This is a genomic window from Flavobacterium sp. (assembly GCF_043720215.1).
In the GTDB taxonomy this organism is placed as follows: Bacteria; Bacteroidota; Bacteroidia; order Flavobacteriales; family Flavobacteriaceae; genus Flavobacterium.
Map to the genome: position 1 here is coordinate 1 of NZ_JAYSSZ010000165.1, position 3668 is coordinate 3668.

General features: G+C 31.4%; 4 protein-coding genes and 1 pseudogene. 3 read left to right on the forward strand and 2 right to left on the reverse strand.

Annotation, left to right across the window (positions count from 1 at the left end; translation table 11 throughout):
- Nucleotides 1–237, reverse strand: a pseudogene (locus ACHZC3_RS07640) (3-oxoacyl-ACP synthase); the annotation flags it as partial.
- A gap of 102 nt (nucleotides 238–339) precedes the next feature.
- Here ACHZC3_RS07640 and ACHZC3_RS07645 point away from each other — a divergent pair.
- Entirely contained in the window at nucleotides 340–1113 is a 774-nt protein-coding gene (locus ACHZC3_RS07645; protein ID WP_394759271.1) for a TSUP family transporter, read from the forward strand.
- A gap of 9 nt (nucleotides 1114–1122) precedes the next feature.
- Here the strand turns inward: ACHZC3_RS07645 and ACHZC3_RS07650 are convergent, their stop codons facing one another.
- Nucleotides 1123–2757 carry an ABC-F family ATP-binding cassette domain-containing protein gene (locus tag ACHZC3_RS07650; RefSeq protein WP_394759272.1) on the reverse strand — a complete coding sequence of 545 codons (1635 nt, stop codon included), beginning with the start codon at nucleotides 2755–2757 and terminating at the stop codon, nucleotides 1123–1125.
- A gap of 133 nt (nucleotides 2758–2890) precedes the next feature.
- On the opposite strand from ACHZC3_RS07650, the gene ACHZC3_RS07655 reads away from it, so the two are divergent.
- Both ACHZC3_RS07655 and ACHZC3_RS07660 read left to right on the forward strand, forming a co-directional pair.
- Nucleotides 2891–3376, forward strand: coding sequence for a YqiA/YcfP family alpha/beta fold hydrolase (locus ACHZC3_RS07655; RefSeq protein WP_394759273.1), 486 nt, complete (start codon nucleotides 2891–2893; stop codon nucleotides 3374–3376).
- A gap of 59 nt (nucleotides 3377–3435) precedes the next feature.
- A partial coding sequence (locus tag ACHZC3_RS07660; RefSeq protein ID WP_394759274.1) for an exonuclease domain-containing protein occupies nucleotides 3436–3668 on the forward strand: 233 nt, incomplete at its 3' end.

Here is a 3668-nt window from a genome sequence, read left to right on the forward strand (position 1 = left end):
AACAATAAAATCAATATCATCATTAGAAATTCCTGAGCGTTCAATAGCAATTTTAGCTGCTTTCACACCCATAGAAGTTGTAGTATCTTCTCCTCTTACAATATGTCTACGTTCCTGAATTCCTGTTCGTTCCTGAATCCACTCATCGTTTGTATCTATAATTTTTGCTAAATCGTCGTTTGTAACTATATTGTCTGGAACATAGTGTCCAAGTCCTGTAATCTTCGAATGATACATATTCTATATTTTTATTAAAAATCCGTTTGCAAATTTACACTTATTGTAAAATTAAGCAATTTAAGTTAGTTAGTTTTACTTAATTTGTATAAATAAAAATTCATGGACTATTTTATAATTTGTATCGTAGCTCTTTTAGGTTCCGCATTAACCTTATTTTCTGGTTTTGGATTAGGCACCATTCTTTTACCCGTTTTTGGATTATTTTTTCCAATAGAAATTGCCATTGTACTCACCGCTTTAGTACATTTTATGAATAATATTTTCAAATTATTTCTTTTTGGGGAAAAAGCCAATAAAAATATTATTTTTAAATTCGGAATTCCTGCCATACTTTTTGCATTTTTAGGTGCTTATTTATTAAAATTATTGACTGAAATGCAACCTTTATATAAGTATTATATTTCAGAAAAAGAATTTGAAATAATGCCATTAAAACTCATCATTGGATTATTATTAATTGTCTTTTCGCTATTTGATTTTATTCCAAAATTTAAAAATTTAGAATTTGATAAAAAATATCTAAGTCTGGGTGGAATTCTAAGTGGTTTTTTTGGAGGAATTTCAGGTCATCAAGGTGCTTTACGAAGTGCTTTTTTAATTCGAACTGGTCTTTCAAAAGAATCATTTATCGCCACAGGAGTTGTTATTGCTTGTTTAGTCGATGTATCAAGATTGAGTATTTATATTCCAAAAATTGCAAATAATGAACTTTTACTTAATTATAAGTTGATTATACTCGCAACACTTTCAGCCTTTTTAGGTGTTTATTTTGGCAATAAATTATTGCAAAAAACCACTTATAAATCTATTCAGAATATAGTAGCAATTATGTTACTTTGTTATGGTTTTTTATTAATTTTTGGAATAATATAACAAAAATCTTTACTTCTCAATCTCACGCATATTATCCATTTTCTTATTTGCTAAGAAACCAGCAATATCTTCAAAATGTTCTTTGACGCGTTTGTTTCCAAATTCGAAAACTTTGGTTGCCAATCCGTCCAAGAAATCACGGTCGTGAGAAACTAGAATTAATGTTCCGTCGAAATCACGCAAAGCTTCTTTAATAATATCTTTAGTTTTCATATCCAAATGGTTTGAAGGCTCATCTAGAATCAATAAATTAACAGGTTCTAGCAATAATTTTATCATTGCCAAACGCGTTTTTTCTCCACCAGAAAGCACTTTTACTTTTTTGGTAATATCATCACCTTGAAACATAAAAGCACCTAAAATATCTTTTATTTTTGTACGAACATCACCAACAGCAATATCATCGATAGTAGAAAATATGGTTCCGTTTTCGTCTAATAAGGACGCTTGGTTTTGAGCAAAATAGCCAATTTGAGAGTTATGTCCAATTTCGACGCTTCCAGAATTGATTTCAATTTCTTTCATAATGGCTTTAATCATGGTCGATTTTCCTTCACCATTTTTACCTACAAAGGCCACTTTTTCACCACGTTCAATTACAATATTGGCATCTTGAAAAATAACTTTATCACCATAAGATTTTGTCATATCTTTTACCACAACAGGATATTGACCAGAACGAATAGCTGGTGGGAATTTAAGTTTTAGAGCAGAAGTATCAACCTCATCAACTTGAACAATAACCAGTTTTTCTAGCATTTTTACTCGGGATTGAACGGCATCTGTTTTAGAGAATGTACCTTTAAAACGATCGATAAAAGTCTGATTATCAGCAATCATTCTTTGTTGCTCATCATACGCTTTTTGCTGGTGCATTCTTCTATCTTTTCGAAGTTCAAGATAATGGGTATATTTAGCTTTGTAGTCGTAAATTCTGCCCATCGTCACTTCTATCGTACGATTGGTAATATTATCAACGAAAGTTTTATCGTGGGAAATTACCACAACTGCTTTCGCTGAATTTATCAAGAAATCCTCTAACCATTGGATACTTTCGATATCCATGTGATTGGTTGGCTCATCTAGTAGAATTAAATCTGGTTTTTGTAATAAGATTTTGGCTAGCTCGATTCTCATTCTCCAACCACCAGAAAACTCAGAGGTTTGGCGTGTAAAATCTTCACGCATAAATCCTAAACCAGTTAAAATTTTCTCTACTTCTGCTTCATAATTTATTTCTTCGATAGCATAAAATTTTTCCGATAAGTCCGAAACTCTTTCGATTAATTTCATGTAATCGTCACTTTCATAATCGGTACGAACGGTTAATTGCTCGTTGATTTCGTCGATTTCGGCTTTCATAGCAAAAACTTCTCCAAAAGCTTTCGAAGTTTCTTCCATAACCGTAGCACCATCAGTAGTGAGCAAATGCTGAGGTAAATAGGCAACAACGGCATCTTTTGGTGCAGATACATTTCCTGTTGATGGTTTTGCTTGACCCGAAATAATCTTTAATAAAGTAGATTTTCCTGCACCATTCTTACCCATTAAGGCAATTTTATCATTTTCATTGATAGCAAAAGAAACATCGCTAAATAAAGTGGTTCCGCCAAATTGTACGGAAATATCGTTTACTGTAATCATTTTCGGTTATTTATTTAATCGATTTTTTGAAGGTGCAAAGATAGATTAATTAAGGAATTTGACAATTTTAAATATGAATTTGAATTATGAAAAAAAGAATTCAGATATTTGATTTATATCTAAAATAAAAACAATGAACATTCTTTATCTACATGGATTGGAAAGTAATTTAAGCGACGAAAAAAAGGTTATTCTGGAACCATTCGGAAATATTATAGCTCCCGATTTAGATTACAGAGCAAATCCGAATATGATTGAAACTTTATACACTGAATATAAAAACCAAAATATAGATGTAATAATAGGTAGTAGTATGGGTGGTTTTGCAGGGTTTTATCTTTCTAAATTAATGCAAATTCCTGCTTTGTTATTCAATCCAGCTTTGCCTTATCGTACTTCGCTTTTACAAAACATTCCAATTATCAATAAAGGCCACAATCATTTGTTACAAATTGTAATCGGAAACCAAGACGATGTAATTCTTGCGAAAGATAATCTTGAATTTATTACGAAATTATTACCTCTAAAAAATGATTTCAGGTTACATCTTCTCGGTGAATTAGGACACGGAATTCCTGTAGCTATTTTTGAGAGCGAAGTAAATTTGTTTTTTAGATAATAGGTTTACATTTGTAGTCAATAAAAAATCAAAATATTAATCCAAAACATTGAATTATAATGACCTTTACTGCCATCGATTTCGAAACTGCCGTTGGACACCATCCTTGCTCTGTTGGAATTGTAACGGTGGAGAATGGTATAATCATTGACGAATTTGTCACTTTGATAAAACCGCCGCAAAACCAATATTCGCCTTATACTATTGCAGTTCATGGTATTTATCCTCATCATACTGCCAATGCTAGATCGTTTACTCAAGTTTTTCCAGAAATAAAAAAACGTCTTCAAAA

Bases quoted from the DNA above. Each gene is read 5' to 3' on its own strand.
- ACHZC3_RS07655 (WP_394759273.1), top strand. From the start codon at position 2,891: ATGAACATTCTTTATCTACATGGATTGGAAAGTAATTTAAGCGACGAA.
- ACHZC3_RS07650 (WP_394759272.1), bottom strand. From the start codon at position 2,757: ATGATTACAGTAAACGATATTTCCGTACAATTTGGCGGAACCACTTTA.
- ACHZC3_RS07645 (WP_394759271.1), top strand. From the start codon at position 340: ATGGACTATTTTATAATTTGTATCGTAGCTCTTTTAGGTTCCGCATTA.